Origin of the sequence: Trabulsiella guamensis ATCC 49490, from assembly GCF_000734965.1 — a bacterium.
In the GTDB taxonomy this organism is placed as follows: Bacteria; Pseudomonadota; Gammaproteobacteria; order Enterobacterales; family Enterobacteriaceae; genus Trabulsiella; species Trabulsiella guamensis.
Map to the genome: position 1 here is coordinate 123,993 of NZ_JMTB01000059.1, position 23,293 is coordinate 147,285.

21 protein-coding genes and 1 pseudogene are annotated in these 23,293 nt (G+C 55.7%); 6 read left to right on the forward strand and 16 right to left on the reverse strand.

Translation table 11 applies throughout. From position 1 onward, the window contains the following. Positions 1 to 144: 144 nt before the first annotated feature. From kefC to GTGU_RS08340, 7 genes are all read right to left on the reverse strand, one after another. Complete coding sequence (kefC, locus tag GTGU_RS08310; protein WP_038155710.1) at positions 145 to 2,010, reverse strand: glutathione-regulated potassium-efflux system protein KefC; 1,866 nt, start codon at positions 2,008 to 2,010, stop codon at positions 145 to 147. After that, positions 2,003 to 2,533, reverse strand: coding sequence for a glutathione-regulated potassium-efflux system oxidoreductase KefF (gene kefF, locus GTGU_RS08315; protein WP_038155711.1), 531 nt, complete (start codon positions 2,531 to 2,533; stop codon positions 2,003 to 2,005). The genes kefC and kefF overlap by 8 nt, the downstream gene beginning before the upstream one ends. 273 nt (positions 2,534 to 2,806) lie before the next feature. Next, a complete protein-coding gene (locus GTGU_RS08320) occupies positions 2,807 to 3,040 on the reverse strand; it encodes a YgdI/YgdR family lipoprotein (RefSeq protein ID WP_038155712.1) in 234 nt (77 codons plus the stop codon). A gap of 146 nt (positions 3,041 to 3,186) precedes the next feature. Continuing rightward, positions 3,187 to 6,411: a carbamoyl-phosphate synthase large subunit gene (carB, locus tag GTGU_RS08325; RefSeq protein ID WP_038155713.1), complete on the reverse strand. Its 3,225-nt coding sequence runs from the start codon at positions 6,409 to 6,411 to the stop codon at positions 3,187 to 3,189. 18 nt (positions 6,412 to 6,429) lie between these two features. Continuing rightward, entirely contained in the window at positions 6,430 to 7,578 is a 1,149-nt protein-coding gene (carA, locus tag GTGU_RS08330; RefSeq protein ID WP_038155714.1) for a glutamine-hydrolyzing carbamoyl-phosphate synthase small subunit, read from the reverse strand. 456 nt (positions 7,579 to 8,034) lie between these two features. After that, the gene (dapB, locus tag GTGU_RS08335; RefSeq protein ID WP_038155715.1) at positions 8,035 to 8,856 is read right to left on the reverse strand and encodes a 4-hydroxy-tetrahydrodipicolinate reductase; all 822 of its coding nucleotides are present in this window, start codon (positions 8,854 to 8,856) and stop codon (positions 8,035 to 8,037) included. A 128-nt stretch (positions 8,857 to 8,984) separates the two neighbouring features. Further along, positions 8,985 to 9,998 carry a LacI family DNA-binding transcriptional regulator gene (locus GTGU_RS08340; RefSeq protein ID WP_038155716.1) on the reverse strand — a complete coding sequence of 338 codons (1,014 nt, stop codon included), beginning with the start codon at positions 9,996 to 9,998 and terminating at the stop codon, positions 8,985 to 8,987. 188 nt (positions 9,999 to 10,186) lie between these two features. On the opposite strand from GTGU_RS08340, the gene GTGU_RS08345 reads away from it, so the two are divergent. Genes GTGU_RS08345 through GTGU_RS08365 form a run of 5 tightly spaced genes read left to right on the forward strand, consistent with a single transcriptional unit; the run spans position 10,187 to position 14,497 of the window. Next, positions 10,187 to 11,935 (forward strand): class I mannose-6-phosphate isomerase, encoded by a 1,749-nt coding sequence (locus tag GTGU_RS08345; protein ID WP_038155717.1) that lies wholly within the window; start codon positions 10,187 to 10,189, stop codon positions 11,933 to 11,935. Positions 11,936 to 11,937: 2 nt separating this feature from the next. Beyond that, positions 11,938 to 12,366, forward strand: coding sequence for a PTS sugar transporter subunit IIA (locus tag GTGU_RS08350; protein ID WP_038155718.1), 429 nt, complete (start codon positions 11,938 to 11,940; stop codon positions 12,364 to 12,366). Between the two features lie 10 nt (positions 12,367 to 12,376). Further along, on the forward strand, positions 12,377 to 12,871 hold the full coding sequence (locus GTGU_RS08355; RefSeq protein WP_038155719.1) for a PTS sugar transporter subunit IIB: 495 nt from the start codon (positions 12,377 to 12,379) through the stop codon (positions 12,869 to 12,871). A 10-nt stretch (positions 12,872 to 12,881) separates the two neighbouring features. Further along, positions 12,882 to 13,679: a PTS mannose/fructose/sorbose/N-acetylgalactosamine transporter subunit IIC gene (locus tag GTGU_RS08360; protein ID WP_038155734.1), complete on the forward strand. Its 798-nt coding sequence runs from the start codon at positions 12,882 to 12,884 to the stop codon at positions 13,677 to 13,679. Then, positions 13,679 to 14,497: a PTS system mannose/fructose/sorbose family transporter subunit IID gene (locus GTGU_RS08365; protein ID WP_038155736.1), complete on the forward strand. Its 819-nt coding sequence runs from the start codon at positions 13,679 to 13,681 to the stop codon at positions 14,495 to 14,497. The genes GTGU_RS08360 and GTGU_RS08365 overlap by 1 nt, the downstream gene beginning before the upstream one ends. 33 nt (positions 14,498 to 14,530) lie before the next feature. On the opposite strand, the gene GTGU_RS08370 is transcribed toward GTGU_RS08365, so the two are convergent. From GTGU_RS08370 to GTGU_RS26560, 8 genes and pseudogenes are all read right to left on the reverse strand, one after another. Then, positions 14,531 to 15,301 carry a glucose-6-phosphate isomerase family protein gene (locus tag GTGU_RS08370; RefSeq protein ID WP_038155737.1) on the reverse strand — a complete coding sequence of 257 codons (771 nt, stop codon included), beginning with the start codon at positions 15,299 to 15,301 and terminating at the stop codon, positions 14,531 to 14,533. Next, complete coding sequence (locus GTGU_RS08375) at positions 15,294 to 15,857, reverse strand: glucose-6-phosphate isomerase family protein (protein ID WP_038155739.1); 564 nt, start codon at positions 15,855 to 15,857, stop codon at positions 15,294 to 15,296. Before GTGU_RS08375 ends, GTGU_RS08370 begins: the two co-directional genes overlap by 8 nt. Positions 15,858 to 15,986: 129 nt before the next feature. Beyond that, positions 15,987 to 16,937, reverse strand: coding sequence for a 4-hydroxy-3-methylbut-2-enyl diphosphate reductase (gene ispH / locus GTGU_RS08380; protein ID WP_038155741.1), 951 nt, complete (start codon positions 16,935 to 16,937; stop codon positions 15,987 to 15,989). Next, the gene (fkpB, locus tag GTGU_RS08385) at positions 16,938 to 17,387 is read right to left on the reverse strand and encodes an FKBP-type peptidyl-prolyl cis-trans isomerase (RefSeq protein ID WP_038155742.1); all 450 of its coding nucleotides are present in this window, start codon (positions 17,385 to 17,387) and stop codon (positions 16,938 to 16,940) included. Between the two features lie 54 nt (positions 17,388 to 17,441). Further along, a complete protein-coding gene (gene lspA / locus GTGU_RS08390) occupies positions 17,442 to 17,942 on the reverse strand; it encodes a signal peptidase II (protein WP_038155744.1) in 501 nt (166 codons plus the stop codon). Next, on the reverse strand, positions 17,942 to 20,758 hold the full coding sequence (ileS, locus tag GTGU_RS08395; RefSeq protein ID WP_038155746.1) for an isoleucine--tRNA ligase: 2,817 nt from the start codon (positions 20,756 to 20,758) through the stop codon (positions 17,942 to 17,944). Before ileS ends, lspA begins: the two co-directional genes overlap by 1 nt. A gap of 37 nt (positions 20,759 to 20,795) precedes the next feature. Then, entirely contained in the window at positions 20,796 to 21,734 is a 939-nt protein-coding gene (gene ribF, locus GTGU_RS08400; RefSeq protein WP_038155747.1) for a bifunctional riboflavin kinase/FAD synthetase, read from the reverse strand. Positions 21,735 to 21,741: 7 nt separating this feature from the next. Continuing rightward, positions 21,742 to 21,945: pseudogene (locus GTGU_RS26560) on the reverse strand (DUF2575 domain-containing protein); the annotation flags it as partial. Between the two features lie 118 nt (positions 21,946 to 22,063). On the opposite strand from GTGU_RS26560, the gene rpsT reads away from it, so the two are divergent. Next, positions 22,064 to 22,327 (forward strand): 30S ribosomal protein S20, encoded by a 264-nt coding sequence (gene rpsT / locus GTGU_RS08405; protein WP_038155748.1) that lies wholly within the window; start codon positions 22,064 to 22,066, stop codon positions 22,325 to 22,327. Between the two features lie 64 nt (positions 22,328 to 22,391). Here the strand turns inward: rpsT and nhaR are convergent, their stop codons facing one another. Further along, on the reverse strand, positions 22,392 to 23,291 hold the full coding sequence (gene nhaR / locus GTGU_RS08410) for a transcriptional activator NhaR (protein ID WP_038155749.1): 900 nt from the start codon (positions 23,289 to 23,291) through the stop codon (positions 22,392 to 22,394). Between the last annotated feature and the right edge of the window lie 2 nt (positions 23,292 to 23,293).

A 23,293-nucleotide genomic window follows, 5' to 3' on the forward strand; every position in this document is an offset into this window, starting at 1 on the left:
CTTTCGTCGACTGGCGTCAGAGTAAAGAAAGCGAAAAATTCTCAATTTGCTGGCGAGTCCACGTCCCGGAAATGGACCGCCAGCATTACAGTGTTTAAGAAACAAAACGTTAGCCGTAAAGTGTGCGTAACATCACACTTTACGTTACATGGTTGGTCGACTTTCCGGTTCATCCTCTGCCTTACCGGTGTGCTTCCCCTCTTCCGTTCCCTGCCAGCCATGACGCTGAATAATCGACAGATGATTGCGATCTTCATTGATGATGTCGGTCAGCATCGCGCTGGTGCGCTTATACACCGCGGCAAAGGAGGCATCATCCTCTTCCGCCATATCCACCATCTCTTCCACCATCCGTTCGTTAAAGCGGCGGAACAGGTCAGCACGCTCGCGCGCCTCGTACGCGCCTAGCCCCAGCGCTTCCAGCGTCATGCGTCCGGATTTCAGCGCCCCTTCGAAGGTTTCACGCTCTGGCGCTTCAACGCCTGCCTGGCGCAGCTGAATGTAATGATCCACATCGCGGGCGCGGGAGATGATTTTCAGCGTCGGGAAGTGTTCCTTCACCAGGGCCGTTAGTTGCAGACTCGCCTGTGGATCATCAATGGCATTGATGAGTACTTCGGCTTTTGCCGCACCGGCAGACTCGAGTAGATCGACCCGTGTCGCATCGCCATAGAAAACTTTCATATCGAATTTACGCAGGGTATCCACATGGTCGGGATCGTGATCGAGAATCACCATTTTCACGCCGCTGGAGAGCAGCAAACGACCGGCGATCTGGCCGTAACGGCCGAACCCGGCGATGATCACGCGCGGCTGCTCTTCGTCTATCTCGTCAGCCTCGCGCTCTTCGCCGCCGCCGGATTTCTCCAGACGGGTCAGCAGCACCAGCAGAATCGGCGTTGCCGCCATCGACAGCGCCACCGCCAGCGTCAGCGCTTTCGCCCACTCAGGATCCAGCACGTTCGCCATTTGCGCCGCGCCAAAAACCACAAAGGCGAACTCACTACCCTGCCCTAACAGCACGGCAAACCAGCGGCGCTGCGCCTTCGGTACGCCCAGCGGACGCGCCACCAGCCACAGCATCAGCAGCTTAATCAGCAGGAATCCGGCGAGCAAAATGAGGATCCGCAGCGGATGCGTCACCAGCGTACCGAAATCAACAGACATGCCGACGCCAATGAAGAACAACCCCAGCAGCAGCCCTTTAAACGGTTCGATATCGCTTTCCAGCGCATGACGATATTCCGAACTGGCTAACAGCACACCGGCGAGAAACGCCCCCATCGCCATCGACAGTCCGACCTCTTCCAGCAACAGCCCGAAACCAAACACCAGAAACAGCGCCACGGCGCTGAACACTTCCCGCAACCCGGAGCGGGCGACAAAGCGCAATACCGGGCGGGTCACATAGCGGCCCAACAGAACCACCAGCACCAGCGCCGCCGCCACTTTCAGCGCCGACAGCGCGAAAGCGCCAAGGGTCGTTGATGCGCCACTGGCGGCCAGTAGCGGGATCATTGCCACCAGCGGAATGGCGGCGATATCCTGGAACAGCAGAACCGCAAAAGCACCACGCCCCATAGGCGTCAGGGTCAGGTTACGTTCGTTCATTGCCTGCATAGCGATAGCCGTGGAGGAGAGCGCCAGCGTCATACCGATCAGTTCCGCCACTTTCCAGTCGAGACCCAGCAGCATACAGAAACCGCCGAGCAACACGCCACAGGCAACCATCTGCAATGCGCCGCCGCCAAATACCGAAGCGCGTAGCTTCCACAACCGCTGCGGATCAAGCTCAAGGCCGATAACGAACAACATCAGTACCACGCCAATTTCCGCGAAGTGGAGAATCGACTCTGCGTCGGTCACCAGACGCAACCCCCACGGCCCGATAATACAACCGGCGATCAGATACCCGAGCACCGATCCCAGCCCCAGCCGGACGGCAATCGGCACGATCAGCGCCGCCGAGCCGAGATAAATCAGCGCCTGTATCAGCGTATGGCTATCCATGGTTCGCCTCCTGCCAGTCGATGAGTCGCTGTCTGAAGTGTCGCGCCTGTGCCTGCAGCGTTTCGTCGTCACAAACAAAGGTGCAGTGCATAGCAAACGGCGGCAGCCATTTCAGGCCGCAATAAAGGGCCGTTGCCTGTAGCGGTTGCGCCAGCACGTCAAATCCTGGATGGGAACCGATATCAAAATGGCTTTCACCGCCACCGGTAGTGACTGCCCACATCAGGCTTTTACCGTGCAACGCCTTGCCGCCGTGACCGTAGGCCCAGCCGTGAGAAAGCACTTTGTCGATCCACAATTTGAGAAGCGGCGGGATGCTGTACCATTGCATCGGATGTTGCCAGACGATCAGGTCAGCGCGAGAAAGCGCGTCCTGCTCGGCGGCAACATCGATATTAAAATCAGGATAAAGATGATAAAGCGAACGGATTTCGACGTCGTCGAGCTCCCTGACCTGCTCAATCATCCGTTTGTTCGCATGCGAATGATGCGGATAAGGATGGGCATAAATAATTAAAATCATGACTTTCCCAGCTGGCATTAACGCGTGATGTTAATCATAAGCGATTGCCGCTGAAAACGACATGAAAGCGCGTCGCGTTGTTACAGACCACCTCTTTTGTCAGATGAGAGGTCTCAGGCGGGAATAGAGTGCGGAGCAGATTTTCTTCACTTTGACCAGACGCTGGCCCTGGCAGCCGCGACCGGCAAGGTTATTGGAAAGATAATAAAGAAGCCACAAAGTGATTAGTGTCGTCAAACGACAGAATGCAGTGGCAAACGCCACTGCACAGGGTTAATTATCCAGTTCACCCATTGTTTTAACCTGATCGCGGTTAATTTGTTCGGTTTGGCCGGTTTCTGCATTTTTGTATGATACCAGACCGGTATCATCATCCACCTGCGGTTTACCGTCGGTCACGATCGTACGGCCATCAGTGGTTTTCATTGCCTGGTTTGACGAACAGCCCGCTACCGTAAACAGCGCTGCAGCCGCCAGAACCGAACTGATCAAAAGTGTATTACGCATGGTGTTTCCCCCTGCTTTTCCGTTAAGAATAATGATCTGTCTAACCATTTTAGGCTAACTGACGGGGTTAAACGGGAAAACCAGAACACTCTGAAGAGGGGCAGTCATTGAAACCCCGGCGAACACATGCCCGCCGGGGGTATCACTTACTTGTTAATTTGCGCGTGCATTTCCTGAACGGAAATCACCTTCTCTGTGGCATCCGAGTTCAGCGCCATGGCGGTGGCGAAACCGCCGTTCAGCGTGGTGTCGTAATGCACTTTGTACTGCAGCGCGCTGCGGCGAATCAGCTTGGAGTCTTCAATCGCCTGACGCCCTGCAGTGGTGTTGATGATGTAGGTGTATTCGCCATTCTTGATACGATCCTGAATGTGCGGACGCCCTTCATGCACCTTGTTCACCAGACGCGGGTTAATGCCAGCTTCGCCAAGGACAATCGCAGTGCCGTGGGTCGCATCCAGCTCAAAGCCCTGTTTCAGCAGCTTGGCCGCCAGATCCACCACGCGCTCTTTATCGCCTTCGCGAACCGAGAGCAGCGCGCGGCCATTTTTCTTCATCGTCGAGTTGCTGCCGAGTTGTGCTTTAGCAAACGCTTCGGCGAAGGTACGACCAACGCCCATGACTTCCCCGGTAGAGCGCATTTCCGGCCCTAACAGCGGGTCAACGCCCGGGAATTTATTGAACGGCAAGACCACTTCTTTCACGGAGTAGTACGGCGGGATAACCTCTTTCGTCACACCCTGCTGTGCCAGCGTTTTGCCGGCCATCACGCGCGCCGCCACTTTCGCCAGTTGAACACCGGTGGCTTTGGAAACAAACGGCACGGTACGTGCTGCACGTGGGTTAACTTCAATCAGATACACTTCGTTGTCTTTCACCGCAAACTGCACGTTCATCAGACCGCGCACCTGCAACTCAAAGGCCAGCTTCTGTACCTGCTGGCGCATCACATTCTGAATTTCCTGACTCAGGGTGTACGCCGGCAGCGAACAGGCGGAGTCGCCGGAGTGAACACCCGCCTGCTCGATGTGCTCCATAATGCCGCCAATCAGCACTGTTTCGCCGTCGCAGATGGCGTCAACATCCACTTCTACCGCGTCGTCGAGGAAGTGATCCAGCAGCACCGGCGCGTCGTTGGAGACACTGACTGCCGTCAGGAAGTAACGACGCAGATCCGCTTCGTCGTAGACGATTTCCATCGCACGGCCGCCCAGCACGTAAGACGGGCGCACCACCAGCGGGTAGCCAATCTCTTTCGCTCGTTCAACAGCTTGTTCAATGGCCGTCACGGTGGCGTTCGCAGGCTGTTTCAGTTTCAGACGCTCAACCGCATGCTGAAAGCGTTCACGGTCTTCGGCGCGGTCGATGGCATCCGGGCTGGTGCCGATCACCGGAACACCTGCGGCTTCAAGCGCACGCGCCAGTTTCAGTGGCGTCTGACCGCCATACTGCACGATGACGCCTTTCGGCTTCTCGATGCGGACGATTTCCAGCACGTCTTCCAGTGTTACTGGCTCAAAGTACAGACGATCGGAAGTGTCGTAATCCGTAGAGACGGTTTCCGGGTTACAGTTGACCATGATGGTCTCATAACCGTCTTCACGTAGCGCCAGCGAGGCGTGTACACAGCAGTAGTCGAACTCAATGCCCTGGCCGATACGGTTTGGACCACCGCCGAGGACCATGATTTTTTCGCGGTCGACAGACGGATTTGCTTCGCATTCGTCTTCATAGGTTGAGTACATGTACGCGGTGTCGGTGGCGAATTCCGCCGCACAGGTGTCAACACGCTTGTAGACCGGGTGGAGATCGTACTGGTCACGCAGCTTGCGGATTTCCGCTTCGCGTACACCTGCCAGTTTTGCCAGACGCGCGTCAGCAAAGCCTTTGCGTTTGAGCACGCGCAGGAAGTCAGCATCGAGGCCGTTAATACCGACATCCGCCACTTTCTCTTCCAGACGCACCAGCTCTTCAATCTGCACCAGGAACCAGCGGTCAATGTTGGTCAGGTTGAATACACCGTCGACAGACAACCCCGCGCGGAACGCGTCAGCGATGTACCAGATACGCTCAGCGCCCGCGTCTTTCAGCTCGCGGCGGATTTTGGTCAGCGCTTCCGGGTCATCAAGGCTCACTTTCGGGTCGAAACCGGTCGCCCCCACTTCCAGACCACGCAGCGCTTTCTGCATCGACTCCTGCTGCGTGCGGCCAATCGCCATCACTTCGCCGACCGATTTCATCTGGGTGGTCAGACGGTCATTGGCACCCGCGAATTTTTCAAAGTTGAAGCGCGGAATTTTGGTGACAACGTAGTCGATGGACGGCTCGAACGAGGCCGGAGTGCGACCACCGGTGATGTCGTTCATCAGTTCGTCGAGGGTGTAGCCCACGGCCAGTTTCGCTGCCACTTTGGCAATCGGGAAGCCAGTCGCTTTAGAGGCCAGCGCCGAAGAGCGGGAAACGCGCGGGTTCATTTCGATCACAATCAGGCGACCGTTTTTCGGGTTCACTGCGAACTGTACGTTTGAACCGCCGGTTTCGACGCCGATTTCACGCAGTACCGCCATCGAGGCATTACGCATGATTTGGTATTCTTTGTCGGTCAACGTTTGCGCCGGAGCGACGGTGATGGAGTCACCGGTGTGAATGCCCATGGCATCGAAGTTTTCGATGGAACAGACGATGATGCAGTTGTCGTTCTTATCGCGCACCACTTCCATTTCATACTCTTTCCAGCCAATCAGCGACTCATCAATCAGCAGTTCGCTGGTCGGGGAAAGGTCGAGACCGCGTTCGCAAATCTCTTCAAACTCTTCACGGTTGTAAGCAATGCCACCGCCAGTACCGCCCATGGTGAAGGACGGGCGAATGATGCACGGATAACCGACGTCAGCCGCTACTGCCAGCGCTTCTTCCATCGTATGCGCGATGCCGGAGCGCGCGGTGTCGAGGCCGATTTTCTTCATCGCAACGTCGAAACGGCGACGGTCTTCAGCTTTATCGATGGCGTCAGCAGTGGCACCGATCATAGTGACGCCAAACTCGGCCAGCACGCCCTGACGCTCAAGCTCCAGCGCACAGTTCAGCGCCGTCTGACCGCCCATGGTCGGCAGCACCGCATCCGGGCGCTCTTTTTCGATGATTTTGCGCACCACTTCCCAGTGAATCGGCTCGATGTAAGTGGCATCGGCCATTTCCGGGTCGGTCATGATGGTCGCCGGGTTGGAATTCACCAGAATGACGCGATAACCCTCTTCGCGCAGCGCTTTACACGCCTGGGCACCAGAATAGTCAAATTCGCAGGCCTGGCCGATGACAATCGGGCCAGCGCCAAGGATCAGGATGCTTTTAATATCTGTACGTTTTGGCATGGTTCTCTCAGCTCCTGATTATTTAGCGGTCTTACGGTAGGTCTCGATAAGTTCGATAAAGTGATCGAACAGCGGCGCCGCGTCGTGCGGGCCCGGGCTGGCTTCAGGGTGTCCCTGGAAGCTGAACGCCGGTTTGTCGGTGCGATGGATCCCCTGCAGGGTACCGTCAAACAGCGATTTGTGGGTGACGCGAAGGCTGGCGGGCATCGACGCTTCATCCACCGCAAAACCGTGGTTCTGCGCGGTGATCATGACCGTGTTGTTGTCGATATCTTTCACCGGGTGGTTGCCGCCGTGGTGGCCAAACTTCATTTTGACGGTTTTCGCACCGCTCGCCAGCGCCAGCAACTGATGGCCGAGGCAGATACCAAAGACCGGAATATCGGTGTCGAGGAACTGTTTAATCGCGGCGATAGCGTAATCGCACGGTGCCGGGTCGCCAGGACCGTTGGAGAGGAAAATGCCGTCCGGGTTCATCTTCAGAACTTCGTCCGCCGGGGTCTGGGCCGGAACCACTGTCAGGCGGCAGCCTCTGTCCACCAGCATGCGCAGAATGTTGCGCTTGGCACCAAAGTCATAGGCCACGACGTGGAATGGCAGCTCGTCTTCTTTCTTCGCTTCCGGCAGGTCGCCGGCAAGCGTCCAGCTGCCTTGCGTCCAGCTATAGTTTTCAGCAGTGGTCACTTCTTTCGCCAGGTCCATGCCGTTCAGGCCCGGAAACGCTTTCGCTTTTTCCAGCGCCAGCGTGGCGTCAGGGTTATCACCAGCGATGATGCAGCCGTTCTGGGCGCCCTTCTCGCGCAGCAAACGCGTCAGCTTACGGGTATCGATATCGGCAATCGCCACAATGTTGTGACGTTTCAGATAAGACGAGAGGTCTTCGGTATTGCGGAAGTTGCTGGCAATCAGCGGCAGATCACGAATGACCAGACCTTGTGCATGTACCTGAGAGGATTCTTCATCAGCGGCGTTGGTGCCGACATTGCCGATATGAGGATAAGTAAGAGTGACGATTTGGCGGGAGTAGGAAGGATCAGTGAGGATTTCTTGATAACCGGTCATTGAAGTATTGAAAACGACTTCCCCAACCGCCGTGCCCGTTGCCCCTATGGCCCGACCGTGAAACTGGGTTCCGTCTTCCAGAACCAAAAGCGCTGACTTTATCAAAACACCCTCCAAAGAATATTCACTCACTTTATCTGCATATTAATTCACAACCATAGTATGAATCAATGCAAATCTGCTGCCCGCGAATTTCTGGCAAACGGCGGCATTCTGGAGATATGAGGGGTAAAAGTCAACTCAAAACACCAATTTTGATTGTTATTTTGCGCCACTGGATAAGTTATGTGGTTTTAACAGGCAAAATGATCATCAAAGTCTGTGCAGAAAACGCTTGCGCGGCTAAAAGAATGTCATCCATACCTGCAGACCATAAAAAAGTGGACCATCCGGTCAAAATTTACAAATTATCAACACAAATAAGAAAGAAAACACATAGTAATAAGCAGTTAATGAAAAAATAGAAGCAGAACAGGGAAAAATAAAAGGGCAATAAAACTATTGCCCTACGCAATCAACAGCTTATGACTGCTAATACCACATCACGAACGGTGCAAAACCTTATAGATTATTCAAATCCAGTACGTCACGCATATCATAAAGGCCATTTTTCTTACCTTTCAACCATAATGCCGAACGAACCGCGCCATTCGCAAAAGTCATGCGGCTGGATGCCTTATGGGTGATCTCAATACGTTCGCCGATATCGGCAAACATCGCGGTATGTTCCCCGACAATATCGCCCGCGCGGACAGTGGCAAAACCAATGGTGCCAGGGACGCGCTCGCCGGTATGCCCTTCCCGGCTGTATACGGCGCAATCTTTCAGATCTTTATCCAGCGAGTGAGCGATGGCTTCGCCCATCGCCAGCGCAGTGCCTGACGGCGCATCCACCTTATGACGGTGGTGTGCTTCGATGATTTCAATATCGGTGTAATCGCCCATCACCTTCGCGGCCTTTTCCAGCAGCTTGAGCATCACGTTGACGCCGACGCTGAAATTAGCGGCAAAGACGATGGCGATATCCCGCGCCGCATCCTGAATGGCCTGTTTTCCAGCGTTATCAAAGCCGGTGGTGCCGATGACCATTCCTTTGCCATTTTCACGGCAGAACGCCAGATGCACCAGCGTGCCTTCCGGACGGGTGAAATCGATAAAAATATCAAAATCATCTTTTACCGCCTCGAGACTGCTTTGCACGATAACGCCGGTTTTGCCGGTGCCCGCCAGCTCGCCCGCATCGCTTCCCAGCAGGGAAGAACCTTCGCGCTCCAGCGCTGCCCCCAGTTGAACGCCGTCCAGTTGTGCCGCCGCCTGAATTAACTGACGCCCCATACGTCCGCCCGCGCCCGCAATGGCGACGCGGATTTGTGCATCATGCATATCTATTCTCTTGTGTTGATTTCAGGTAAACCGTTTTTCAGAGTAACCAGCCTCTGCCGGGGCCGCTATCTGAAAACGCCAGTAATTAGAATTTAACGTTATGTGGCGGGAGATATCAGTAAAAAACATCACCCTCGGCGAAAACCACAGGATTCCCTGATCACCAGTGCCGGTGGCAGGATAATGCGTTTCGGTGGCTCGTCATTGCCCTGAATCCGACTGAAAAGCAGCTCTCCCGCCTTACGGCCAATCTCTTTTGCCGCCACCGAGACAGTGGTCAGCGCCGGTTGCACCAGCGCGGCTTCGGTGATGTCGTCAAAGCCTACCAGCGCAAAATCGCGTCCCACTTCCCGCCCCATTTTACGCAGCGCCTGCATGACACCCAGCGCGACAATGTCCTGATAACAGACGGCAGCGGTGATTTGCGGGAACTGGCTGAAGAGCATTTCCGCCACCCGCGCGCCGTCGCTCTGGCTGGCCTGGGAAGTGACTATCCAGTCCGGATTGGGCGAAATGCCGTTTTCCAGCAACTTACTGGTGTAACCGCCAATACGCTGCGAACGCGTGCCGGAACTTAGGCTACCGCCAATGAACGCAATATGCTGGTGTCCCAGCCGGAGCAAATGCGCCGTCGCCATCTGGGTACCGAGAAAGTTATCGGTACCAACAAAGTCAAAATCAGGATCGTTTAACGGACGCACGACCATAATGGCCGGAATATTGCGTCGCTTTAGCCCGTCGAAAAAGGCCTGCGGGGTTTCCCGGGCGGCACACAGCACCATGCCACAGGCGTTATTACGCATCAATGAATCTACAAACTTCTGTTGCCGCTCTTCTGATTCTTCGCTGTTCGCCAGGAACAGCAGCATCTCATGACGCTCCATTTCATGGCTTAACCCTGCCGTCATCTCGCCATAGAAAGGGTTAGTGATGTCGTGCAGCAGCAGACCGACCTGGTTGCTGCTGCGATTGCGTAAGTTAGCGGCGGTCTGGTTGTAGACGTAGCCGGACTCGTCCAGCGCCTTCAGTACCCGCTCCCGGGTGGCCTGCGAGATACGGCCGCGGTTACGCAGTACCATTGAAACCGTGGCGGTTGAGACTCCCGCTATCCCGGCGACCTGCGCCAGCGTCACTGTGGTCATAACATCCTCCTTCGTTCCCTCCAGATTAATCGAATAACCTGTAAATTGCATTTTTCCTTGTGAAGCACTTCACAGTCTCTGTTTCCGAAAGCCTTTTCCTGCGGATTTTGACAGGTTAATCGCGTTAACCACTCTTCCACATTGAGGTTAATCGATTAATCTTAATTTAACGCAGAGGGAGTCCGCTAATGAAAAAGACGACTTACGATAAATATCCTGAAGTGACCGTGCCGGGCTACGATCAACATGCCTGTCGCGGCTGGGACGCGATTATCGCGGAACTTCGCCCCCGAATGGCGGAGAAAACAAAAACCGTACTGGTGATCGACTGCTATCCCGGCGTCCGACTCGGCGAGCTGGAGCAGGCATTGCAGGCTGAATTCACTACCGCCCGCTGGATCAACGCAGAGACCGCGCGCCGCGACGAGCAGGCGTTACATGCCCTGCTGGCCCGCAACCTGACCGACGATCGCGTTTTCGGCGTGCTCTCCTGCCACCAGTTGCCTGAGTTTTTTGAGCCAACAGCTCTCGCTGACCTGCAAAAGCAGGTGGAAACCGCCCCGGAAGCGCTGGTGATTGTCTGTGGGCCGGGCGCTACCCTGGTGCACCCCGGCGACGTGCTGGTGTATGCCGATTTGCCACGCTGGGAGATTCAGATGCGGATGCGCAGCGGCGAACTCGGCAACTGGGGCGCGGGAAACTACAACGAAGATATCCTGCGCCGCTACAAGCGCGCCTTTTTCATCGAATGGCGGGTGTTTGATCGCCATAAAACGCCATTGCTTAAGCGCGCTGATTATCTGCTGGACACCACCGTGGCGAATGCACCAGCAATGGTCAGCGGCGAGGCGTTGCGCGCCGGTCTGGAACTGCTCACCCGTCGTCCGTTCCGCGTCGTCCCGTTCTTCGACCCCGGCGTCTGGGGCGGTCAGTGGATGAAACAACAATTCGATCTCGATCCCATGAAACCCAACTACGCATGGTGTTTTGACTGCGTGCCCGAGGAAAACAGCCTGTTGATGCGGTTTGGCGACGTGCGGATCGAGATCCCCTCTCTGGATTTGGTGCTGCTGCACCCCCGCGCGCTACTGGGCGAAAAAGTCCACGCCCGCTTCGGCGCGGAATTTCCGATTCGCTTTGATTTCCTCGACACCATCGGCGGGCAAAATCTGAGTTTTCAGGTACACCCGCTGACGGAATACATCCAGCAGCAGTTTGGGATGCACTATACCCAGGACGAGAGTTATTACATTCTTGACTCGGAACCCGGCGCGGTGGTCTATCTCGGGGTACGCAGTGGCACTGAACCACAGGCGATGTTTAATGATCTGCGTCAGGCAGCGCGGGGCGAGAAAGCCTTTGACGATGCCAGCTTCGTCAATCAGATACCGGCCCGTAAACACGATCACTTTCTGATCCCGGCAGGTACCGTTCACTGCTCCGGCGCAGGGACGATGGTGCTGGAAATCAGCGCCACGCCATACATTTTCACTTTCAAGCTCTGGGACTGGGGACGCCTCGGCCTCGACGGGTTGCCGCGTCCGGTGCATCTCGACCATGGAGAGCAGGTCATCGACTGGCAGCGTGATACCGAATGGGTGCATGAGCATCTGGTGAATCGCATTGATGTGCTGGCAGAAGGTGACGGCTGGCGTGAAGAACGAACCGGTTTGCACGAACGCGAGTTTATCGAAACGCGCCGTCACTGGTTTACCGGCCCGGTTACTCACCACACTGACGGGGGCGTAAACGTTCTCAACCTGGTGGAGGGCGCTGAAGCGCGGGTTGAAAGCCCGAACGACGCCTTCGAGCCGTTTGTGGTGCACTATGCCGAGACATTCATCATTCCGGCGAGCGTGGGCGAGTATCGCATCACGCCGTGGGGCAAAGGGGTCGGTCAGCAACTGGCGACGGTAAAAGCCTGGGTAAGGGGATAACGATGATTCATGTGATGGTGGCCTCTCACGGCCCACTGGCAACGGCGATGCGGGAGAGCGCAGAAATGGTGTACGGCACGCTGCAACATGTTTTTACCGTGACGCTGACGGGCGAAGCGGGTATTGAAGCTTTTAAACAGGATTTCGCCCGTGTGCTGAAAAACGCCAGCCAGGGCGCCGACGGGGTGCTGGTGCTGTGCGATATGCAAAGCGGAACGCCGTGGAACGTCGCCTGCCAATATGCATTCTCCTCGGAGGTTTCGCCGCCGGTAAGTGTCATTGGCGGCGTGAATCTTCCGATGCTACTGCTGACTGACGAGATACTCGATTTTCAGGACGTTAACGCGGCAGCGGCGCAATTGCTCGCCCTGACACAACCGACGCTGGTGGTGGCCGAAATTAATGCCAGCGCCCAGTCTGACGATTTTTAAGGAGCCCATTATGAGCATTTCATTTGTACGTATTGACGACCGCGTCATTCATGGGCAGCTCGTCACACGCTGGGCCAAAGAGCTGCCCTGCGATGGCATCGTGGCGATAGATGATGCCGTCGCGGCCGACCCTCTGCTCTCTTCGGTGATGAAAGGGGCGGTGTCTGATACCAAAGTGTGGCTGTTTGATACCGCCACCGCGATTGAGAAACTCCCGAAGGTGATTGCCAGCGACAAGCGCTATTTCGTCATTGGCAAGTCACCGGTCACGCTGCAAAAGATAGAACAGGCAGGCATCAGTCTCAAAAACAGCAACGGCAAAATCAACGTTGGCCCGATGAGCGCCCGCGCTGACACGGTCACCATAGGGCCCAACCAGTCAGTCAATGCCGGAGAAATCGCCGCTTTCGACTGGTTAAGCGCGCATGGCCATCATATTGAATTCCGTCTGGTACCGGATGCCAGTCATTACAGCTGGCTGGACGCCCGACAAAAAATGAAATAAGGAGCAGACGATGTTTATCGAAGCGGCATTAATTGGCGTGCTCTGCTATCTGGGCGCGCTCAGTAGTCCCTGGTTGTTTGGTCTGACGGGCGGCTGGTACCTCATCACCCGTCCACTGGTTTCCGGCATGCTGGTGGGACTGATCCTCGGCGATATCAAAACCGGGATCATAATTGGCGTGGCGGTACAGGCGGTGTATATCGCCATGGTAACCCCCGGCGGCTCGATGCCAGCCGATCTGAACTTTGTGGCCTTTCCGGCCATTGCGCTGGGTATTCTTTCCGGCAAAGGGCCAGAAGTGGCGGTAGCGCTGGCCGCCACCATCGGTATCGCAGGAACCATTCTGTTCAACGCCATGATGGTACTGAACTCTTTCTGGAACCACCGTGCCGATACCGCGCTGGAGCGCGGCGACGAACGCGGTATTTACCTCAACAGCGCCATCTGGCCGCAGGTCACTAACTTCCTGTTGCGTTTCGTGCCGACGTTTATCGCCGTGTACTTCGGCGCGCAATACATCAGTGAATTTATGGACAGTCTGCCGAAAGTGGTTCTCTCCATTATGAACGTGCTGGGCGGCATTTTGCCGGCAGTGGGTATCGCGATTCTGCTCAAGCAGATCATTAAAAACTACACCATGTTGATCTACTTTCTCGTGGGCTTCGTGTGCATCGTTTTCCTGAAGCTGAACATGGTCGCGCTGGTGATTGTCGGTGCGCTGCTGGCGCTGATTCATTACAACTATAAACCGGAAGCGCCTCAGACTGCGCCTACGGCCCCGGCGTCTGATGATGAGGATGAATTCTGATGGAAGAGCGTAAACTAACCCGTAAAGATCTGCGCCGCTGCTGGCGCGCGTGGATGATGCACAACCTGTCTTCTATGAGTTTTGAGCGTCTGGAATCGTTCGGCTTCTGCCTGAGCATGTTGCCTGTCGCCCGCAAACTCTACCCGGATGCCGCCCGGCGTACCGAAATGCTGCGCCGCCACGCGTCATTCTACAACACCGAGCCGCAAATCGGCGCCATTGTGAACGGGATGGCGCTGGGGCTGGAAGAGAAAAAGGCCAATGGCGAACCTGTCGACGGCGATACAATTAACACCCTGAAAGTCGGCCTGATGGGGCCACTCGCCGGGATCGGCGACTCGATGATCCCTGGCATGTTGATCCCTATCCTGCTCAGTATCGGGATGGCGCTGGCGGCTGGCGGTAGCGTTTTAGGCCCGCTGTTTTATATCGTCGCCTGGCTGGCGATCATCGTTCCCGGCTCCTGGTATCTGTTTTTAAAAGGCTACCAGATGGGCTCCGGCTCGGTGGAAATTCTGGTGAGCAGCAAATCCGCCCGCCTGCGTGAAGCGCTGTCGTTGCTCGGGGTCTTCGTGATGGGCGGCGTGGCGGCGAGCTACGTGAAGCTTGGTACCGGGCTGGAATTCATCACTAAAGACGGCGTCAATATTCACGTTCAGCAGATGCTCGACGGTATCTTCCCGCAACTGCTGCCGCTGGTGGTGGTGCTGGGGACCTGGTATCTGATGGCGAAACGTGGCGTGTCACCGGTGAAAGCGATGCTTCTGCTACTGGTACTGGCGGCGATTGGCGTCGCCAGTGGATTGTTTGCCGGGTAACCACAGTAAAACCGGGGCGTACGCCCCGGTCTGTCAGGGATGGAAGTTTTGCCACAGCGCGGCGATTTTATCAGGCCGCGAAATGAACTGGAAACGAGCGGGATCGTCGATGAATTGCTGGTAAATCGGCGCCGACGTAATGCCAAATTCGTCATACTGCCGGGGAGCAATCACCTGTAACCGGCCTGGCACATAATGCGGATTATGCAGCCAGACGATTTGCGATTCCTGTACCAGTGGATACCACGCCAGCCCTTTATGCGCGCGCACCGCGTCATACTCAAAGCCATATTCCCGATCGCACCAGGCGCCGAACGTCAGCGGCTCATCCGGGCTCGCAGAAATGGTGGCATGACCCCAGCCCGGCGGCACCAGCACTTTATCTCCCGGCCCGGCGATCACCGCAAAACAGCGTCCCGGATCATCCTCAACATATTCCTGCATGTAGATAATCGCTTTTCCCTGCCAGATCTCATACAACTCCGGTGGCGACCAGCCGCTATGCTGGCTGATGCGATGCACGTGCCCCTGGCTGCGAATTGGCTCTTCACCTAGTTGCCCGGCAGCGTAAGTCACCACGCCAAACAGCAACATCCGTTTTTGCAGTTCTTCACGATCCTGGATGCGCGCCACATCCATCGCAATGGCATACACCTCCTGCGGCCCGTCGCACTGCGGATCGCGCAGCGACGGACGGATCTGATCAAGAGAGCGGATCTCCGGCATCGGGCCGGTAACATCGTCGCCATAACTGAAGCCCATCGGCTGATGGTGAATGGTCATGTCCAGACCGTATTCAGCCATTTTGCACCTCCCTGACCTGCACCTGCCGATTTTCTTCCACTACCCGCCAGGCAAATCCGCCCGCCAGCGCGGCATAATCGTGCCCGGCGGTGGACGACCAGACCGCCAGCGCCGAGAGGATCTCCGTACCGGTATTGATCAGGCGATGTGCGGTATAACCCGGAATGATGTGTACCGAGCCGGCAACAACCGGTTCGAGGTGCATCTCTCCTTGTTCATCCTGCAGCAGCAGTAACCCAGTACCGCGCAGGCCAAAATAGACCTCCCCCTGTTCACGCAGGGCGTGAAAATGGCCGCGGGTCATAAAATATTCGTTACCGACTTTTCCGGGGTAAAGGTGGGTCACGCCCGTAAACAGTTCTCCCGAACCGGACAGGGTATCCAGCATTTCAACGTCATAAACAATCTGTTGAGGGTCGGCCTGCTGCCAGCCAGAATGATCAGCGAAGACGCCAGGGAGATCGGCGAGGCGGGTAGTTTTGCGTAGTAGCGGGGTGCGCGAAAACGCCCCCGTCAGCCAGTCGACATGCGGCGGCTGAGACAGAACAGGTTTCATGTTTTTCTCCGGCCCGAGGAGAACAACCTTTTAAGCATAGCAGATTAATCGATTAACCTTGTGATCAAATCGACGCTTTGTCACAACAGTCACCACCGGGTGACTGTTGTTGTCTTCAGGGAGGGAGAATTACTGGATTTCGCGGACATCCATCCGCAACTCTTTCGGCACTTCGAAGACGATATTTTCTTCGCGGCCTTCCAGAGGAACCGCCTCACCACCGCCGAGCTCCTGCAAACGTGCAATCACATTCTGCACCAGGATATCCGGGGCTGAGGCGCCCGCTGTGACACCAACACAATCTGCGCCTTTCACCCAGTTTTCCTGAATGTCGGTGGCGTCATCGATAAGGAAGGCGGTTTTACCCATCCGCTGCGCCAGTTCGGCGAGACGGTTGGAGTTAGAGGAGTTTTTCGAGCCGACCACCAGCACGACATCAGCCTGTTCCGCCAGTGCACGCACCGCTTCCTGGCGGTTGGTCGTGGCATAGCAGATATCGTCTTTGCGCGGGCCGACGATTTTCGGGAAACGCTGACGCAGCGCGTCGATCACATCAGAAGTGTCGTCAACCGAAAGCGTGGTCTGGGTCATAAACGACAGCTTGGATTCGTTTTTGACGTCCAGCTTCCAGACATCGTCCGGGGATTCCACCAGATACATGCCCCCTTCCGGGTTGCTGTACTGGCCCATCGTCCCTTCCACTTCCGGGTGCCCGGCGTGGCCGATGAGGATCGACTCTTCACCACGACGGCTGGCGCGGGCAACTTCCATATGGACTTTGGTCACCAGCGGGCAGGTGGCGTCGAACACCGTCAGATCACGGCTTTTCGCTTCGTTGCGTACCGCCTGCGAGACGCCGTGTGCTGAGAAAATCAGGATCGCGCCGTCCGGCACTTCGCTGATTTGCTCGATAAAAATCGCCCCGCGTTCGCGCAGGCTATCGACCACGTAGCGGTTATGCACCACTTCGTGACGGACGTAAATCGGCGCGCCGTAAATCGCCAGCGCGTTTTCCACAATGCTGATAGCGCGGTCTACACCAGCGCAAAAACCGCGCGGGTTGGCCAACAGAATCTGCATTTAAACCTCCAGCGCCGGATCAATTTCCAGCACTTCGACATCAAAATGGACGGTCTGGTCTGCCAGCGGATGGTTGAAATCCACCGTAATGGAATCACCGTTAATCTCGCGGATCACACCAGGCATTTCGCTGCCATCCATTGCGGTAAAGAGCATAATCGCGCCGATTTCCGGCTCGCCAGCATCCATAAATTCGCGACGGGAAAAGTACTGGATAAGGTCCGGGCTGGAAACGCCAAAAGCGGCATCCGGCTCCAGCGAGAAGGATTTTTTCTCCCCCTCTTTCAGCCCCAGCAGGTGCTGCTCCAGCCCTTCCGACAGCGACGCGTCGCCCAGACGAAACAACGCCGGTTTGCCATTGCTGCGGGTCGACTCGGCCGTAGAACCGTCGTCGAGTTTCAGCGTGAAATGCACCAGCACGGCGCTATTGCTCTGTACGGATTTAGACATTCAAATTTGCCTATGGTTTTGCCCGGTGGCGCAATGCTTACCGGGCATGAATGATTACGCTTGTTTCTTCGCGGCAGCGTTCGGCAAAAAGCCTTCCAGCACAATCAATGCCGCGCCGATGCAAATCGCGGTATCGGCGAGGTTAAAGGTCGCGAAGTGCCAGTCGCCGACGTAGAAATCGATCATGTCGACGACAAAGCCGTGCCACAGGCGGTCAAACAGGTTGCCCAGAGCCCCGCCAATGATTAACGCGTAAGCGATGTTATTCAGCTTCTGCGTCGCTTTTGCTCGGTACATCAGTACCGTCAACACCACGCAGATGCCGATAGCGATACCAGCAAAGAACCAACGCTGCCAGCCGCCGCTGTCGGCGAGGAAGCTGAACGCTGCACCATAGTTACGCGCATAGTGCAGATTCAACGATGGAAACAGCGATACCGTATCCCCCAGCGCAAAATTCTGGAGGATCAGGTACTTGCTGCCTAAATCGATAATCAGCACCGCGACGACCACCCACAGCCAGCGCAGTCCGGTAGAACAGACAGAGTTACTCATCAGGCAAACTTACGTTTTTCACCGTCACCGGCGACGTTGCTGACACAGCGTCCGCAGAGGTCTGCGTGTTCCGCCACCTGACCGACATCTGTGGTGTAATGCCAGCAGCGCGGGCATTTGTCACCTTCGGCTTTGCTCAGGGCAATTTTCAGCCCTTTCAGCAGTTCGCTCTGCTGAGCGTCTGCCGTTGCCCCGGCATAATCCGCAACTTTCGCGCCGGAGGTCAACAGGACAAATCGCAATTCATCGCCCAGCGCGGTGAGCTTCGCAGAGAGTTCCGGTTCAGCAAACAGCGTCACCGCTGCTTCCAGAGAACCGCCCACTTTCTTGTCAGCGCGCGCCTGTTCGATCACCTTGTTCACTTCGCCACGGACTTTCAGCAGGTCATCCCAGAAAGCATCGTTCATTGGCTCTGTTGCCGCCAGACCAAACAGACCGTCGTACCATTCGCCGGTGAACACATACTTCTCACGGGAACCTGGCAGGTAACCCCAGATTTCATCAGCAGTAAAGGACATGATCGGCGCCATCCAGCGCACCAGCGCTTCCGCAATGTGGAACAGTGCGGTCTGGCAGCTGCGACGGGCAACGCTGTCGGCTTTGGCCGTGTACTGTCTGTCTTTGATGATGTCGAGATAGAACGAGCCCATTTCGATAGAACAGAAGCGCATCAGGCGCTGCACCACTTCGTGGAAATCGTAAGACTCGTACGCTTTCACGATGTCTTCCTGCGCCGCTTTCGCGCAACCCACCGCCCAGCGATCCAGCACCACCATCTCTTCCGGTTTCACCATGTCTTTGACCGGGTCAAATCCGTTCAGATTCGCCAGCAGGAAGCGTGCGGTGTTACGGATACGACGATAGCTGTCGGCGGCACGCTTGAGGATTTCATCAGAGACCGCCATTTCGCCGGTGTAGTCTGTCGATGCCACCCACAGACGCAGAATATCCGCGCCCAGTTTGTTCATTACATCCTGCGGGCTCACGGTATTGCCGATGGATTTGGACATTTTGCGCCCCTGACCATCGACGGTGAAGCCGTGAGTCAGTACCTGACGATACGGCGCTTTGCCTTTCATCGCTGTGGAGATCATTAGCGAGGACATGAACCAGCCGCGATGCTGGTCAGAGCCTTCCAGGTACATATCAGCGGCATGACCGGCAAATTCCGGGCGCACATCCACGACCGACGCGTGGGTGGATCCAGAATCGAACCACACATCGAGCGTATCCGGCACTTTTTCGTAAATGTCGGCGTCATCACCCATGATGTCGCGCGGGTCGAGATCCCACCACGCCTGAATGCCGTCAACTTCGACACGTTGCGCCACGGCTTCCATCAACTCCAGAGTGCGCGGGTGCAGTTCCTGCGTTTCTTTATGCACGAACAGCGACATCGGCACGCCCCAGGTACGTTGACGGGAGATACACCAGTCAGGACGGTTGGCAACCATCGATTCGATACGCGCCTGGCCCCAGTCCGGGATCCACTGCACGCCTTTGATTTCCGCCAGTGACTGCGCGCGCAGACCTTTTTGATCCATACTCACGAACCACTGCGGTGTGGCGCGAAAGATGATCGGCGTCTTATGACGCCAGCAGCACGGGTAGCTGTGCTGGAGTTTTTCTACGTGCAGCAGCGCGCCGCTGTTACGCAGAATATCGACGATGATGTCGTTCGCTTTGAAGACGTTAATGCCGTCCAGCGCCGGGTAAGTGCCTGGCAGGAAGGAGCCGTCCGGGCCGACCGGGTTCGCGATTTCCAGACCGTATTTCAGGCTGATGCTGTAGTCGTCCGGGCCGTGACCACCAGCGGTATGTACTGCACCGGTACCCGCTTCCAGCGTTACGTGATCACCGAGGATCGCCGGTACGTCGAAATCGAGGAACGGATGCTTAAAACGCATCAGTTCCAGCGCATCGCCTTTGACGGTACCAACCACGGTGTAATCGGTGATATTCGCGCGTTTTAATACGCTCTCCACCAGATCTTTCGCCACGATCAGCGCCTGGCCTTCAATCTGCACCAGCGCATAGTCAAACTCAGCTGACAGGGAGATCGCACGGTTTGCCGGTAACGTCCATGGTGTGGTGGTCCAGATCACGAGGGAGATCGGACCGCTGACGCCTGGCAGACCGAATTTGCCCTTGATGGCGTCCTGATCGACCGCTTCGAACGCCACGTCGATAGACGGAGACGTTTTGTCGTAGTATTCGACTTCCGCTTCCGCCAGCGCAGAACGGCAGTCCACGCACCAGTGTACCGGCTTCGCCCCTTTCAGCAGGTGGCCGTTGCCGATGATTTTGCCCAGCGCACGGATGATGTTGGCTTCAGTTTTGAAGTTCATCGTCAGATACGGATGTGACCAGTCGCCCAGTACGCCAAGACGGATAAAGTCTTTACGCTGACCGTCGACCTGGCCTGCTGCGTATTCACGGCATTTGGCGCGGAACTCGGCTGCGGTGAACTTCTCGCCAGGCTTACCGAATTCCTGCTCTACTTTCAGTTCAATAGGCAGGCCGTGGCAGTCCCAGCCGGGAACGTAAGGCGAGTCATATCCCGCGAGTCCTTTGGACTTCACGATAATGTCTTTCAGAATCTTGTTGACTGAGTGACCAATATGAATGCTGCCATTCGCATAAGGAGGGCCATCATGCAGAATGAAGGTTTTTTTGCCTTTTTTCGCCGCACGGATGATGCCGTACAGGTCATCATCGGTCCAACGCGCCAGCATTCCCGGTTCGCGCTTAGCAAGATCGCCGCGCATCGGGAACCCTGTTTCCGGCAAATTCAGGGTCGATTTATAGTCACTCATCAGATTCTCGGTTCCGTATTTAAAACTCGTTCAGGCATTACGCCGGGTTGGATAGCCCAAAAAAATCACGGGCGGTTAATTCATCACGCGCAATCTGCGCTTTTAGTTCATCCAGCGATGCGAATCGCTGCTCGTTGCGTATTTTTTTACGCAGTATGACATCTATATGGCGACCGTAGAGGTCCATTGCAACATCTAACAGATGGACTTCCAGTTGTTGGCGTACACCAGACACCGTGGGCCGGGTGCCAATGTTAGCGACGCCGGGCAAGAGCGTGTTGCCTAAACCTGCGACTTGCACCGCATACACCCCTTTTACTGGGGAGACCTGACGGCGCAGCGGTAAATTCGCCGTCGGGAAACCGATGGTGCGCCCAAGCTCATCACCATGCACCACGCGGCCAGAAATAATAAAAGGGTGGCCCAGCAGTTTTTCCGCCTGCTGCAAATCATCTTCTGCCAGCGCCTGACGCACCGCGGTGCTGCTGATACGCACACCCGCTTCACAGAAGGTTTGCGTACTGGTGACGCTGAAACCAAACTCTGCGCCCGCCTTTTGAAGTAATAAGAAATCCCCCTGGCGACCTGCGCCAAAGCGGAAATCATCGCCGACAGCGAGATACTGTACACCAAGACGTTTTACCAGCAGATCGCTGATAAACGTTTGTGCTGTCAGGGCGGCAAAGCGACGGTCGAAACGGACGCACAAGACATAGTCAACGCCGCTTTCGGCCAGATAACGTAGTTTTTCACGCAGGCGCGTCAGACGCGCGGGGGCTTTTTCAGCCGAAAAAAGCTCAAGTGGCTGCGGTTCAAAAATCATGACCACCACCGGCACGCCACGCTCGCGGCCTTCTTCGCGTAAACGTTGCAGCAACGCCTGATGCCCGCGATGCACGCCGTCAAAATTACCAATGGTCAGCACACACCCATGTGGGGCCTGACTCAAATTATGTATGCCGCGTATCAGCTTCATGTCTGGCTCAAAACAGTGAAAATCGTTCGAGTATACCTTGTACAGCAGTCAAGGTTAACCCGCGATTACACTCCGCAACAGAAAGAGATAAGGATTTCATCAACCTTGACGGTAATGGCGAGAAAAACTGCCGTTATGCTGCGATTTTTGTGCCAGAAAAGCTGTATTCGTCAGGCGCAAGCTGTTAGAATCCTGCGCCATCACTACGTAATCAAGTGTCGTCACATCAACGGCGCTTATTTGCACAAATCCATTGACAAAAGAAGGCTAAAAGGGCATATTCCTCGGCCTTTGAATTGTCCATATAGATCATATTTGGGAGTTGGACCTTGGCTAATATCAAATCAGCTAAGAAGCGCGCCGTTCAGTCTGAAAAGGCTCGCAAGCACAACGCTAGCCGTCGCTCTATGATGCGTACTTTCATCAAGAAAGTATACGCAGCTATCGAAGCTGGCGACAAAGCTGCTGCACAGAAAGCATTTAACGAAATGCAACCAATCGTGGACCGTCAGGCTGCAAAAGGTCTGATCCACAAAAACAAAGCGGCTCGTCATAAGGCGAACCTGGTTGCTCAGATCAACAAACTGGCTTAATCGCCCGCTTGTTATCCGCTTTGTAAAAAAGCCCGCTTAGCGCGGGTTTTTTTATGCCTGTCATTTAGCGTTTCGGCAGCGTAAACAGGGATTTGTAGTCACGATGGCAGATGCGCTGCACCGCCGGGTGCTGGATCATCCGCTCAGCAAAAATGGCGTGATACTCCTCCATTACACTGTCCAGACGCCCCACCTCGACAATGTTTTCATCGGCATAAAGATCTCTGGCATACAGCGTTGGCGCGACAAAAATGGCATTGCGCGCAGCGCCAAAGGCTTTCATTAGCGCGGCATCGTCAAACTCGCCGAGGATCTCCACTTTTAACCCCTGGGAGTTGATCCAGTTCAGTAGCTTGCGACCCAGCATGGAACGGCGCCCCGGGATCAGCAGACGTCGCTCTTCAAGGCACGCCGGAAATGGATTTTCTGGTGGCGGGCTCATACTCCAGAAACTGACGCTGCACTCACCAATTTTGACCGAAAACAGACCTTCCTGTTGCGTGGAATCGACAGGGCAATCGGAGATAATCATGTCCAGCTTGTGCTGGCTGAGCTGCTCAAGCAGTAATTCGTGTGTGGATTCAAAACAGCGCAGATGAATTTGTTCATCTTCCACCACGGCGGCTTCCAGGATACCGCTGACCAGCCGTTTCGACAGCGCGTCTGCGACGCCGACATCAAACAGCAAATTTGCCTCTTTGCGATAGTTAACGATATCCAGCATCTCCTGGCTCAGCGTGAACATCTTGTCGGCATAACGAAACACCAACTCTCCCAGTTCGCTCGGCTCAAGCCCCCTGCCCTTGCGTTTGAACAGCCGCCCCTGGAGGCGCTCTTCAAGGGCTTTGATCTGCCCGGTGATGGTTTGCGGCGTCAGGTAAAGGACTTCTGCCGCGCCTACGACAGATCCTTCTTTGTAGACATGCCAGAAATAGTAAAGATGGTTGTAATTGATATGAGACATGC